Genomic DNA, 278 nt, shown 5'->3' with positions numbered 1-278 from the left:
GTCCAGAGTACGAGGCGCGTGGGCCGTCATACTGGTCACCTAGCAGCAAGATGTTGCTGATACCGTTGTCACGTGCGTACTTGACGGGACCTCGCCTAATCTCGTCAGCGACCATCTTGTCCGGATTTTGTACGTACTTCGAAAGACCTCCCGATCCTGAGGAATCGGTGAAGTGTGCATCTCCCACAGCCACAAACTCTGCCACTTGATCTCCTTATGTTACGTACTCATTCTCTTCCCAATTCCACATCTGTGCAGACTTAGGCCAGTAGCGTTTG

At 52.2% G+C, this 278-nt stretch carries 1 protein-coding gene; it reads right to left on the bottom strand.

Annotated elements, in window-relative coordinates:
• A partial coding sequence (locus tag AC1RPQ_RS08440; RefSeq protein WP_481762335.1) for a hypothetical protein occupies window positions 1-205 on the bottom strand: 205 nt, incomplete at its 3' end.
• Window positions 206-278 lie beyond the last annotated feature (73 nt).

The organism is Dellaglioa sp. CoH-57-MRSF-21 (assembly GCF_056781915.1).
The sequence above is the reverse complement of the archived record's forward strand: the minus strand, read 5'-3'. Positions and strand labels throughout refer to the sequence as shown.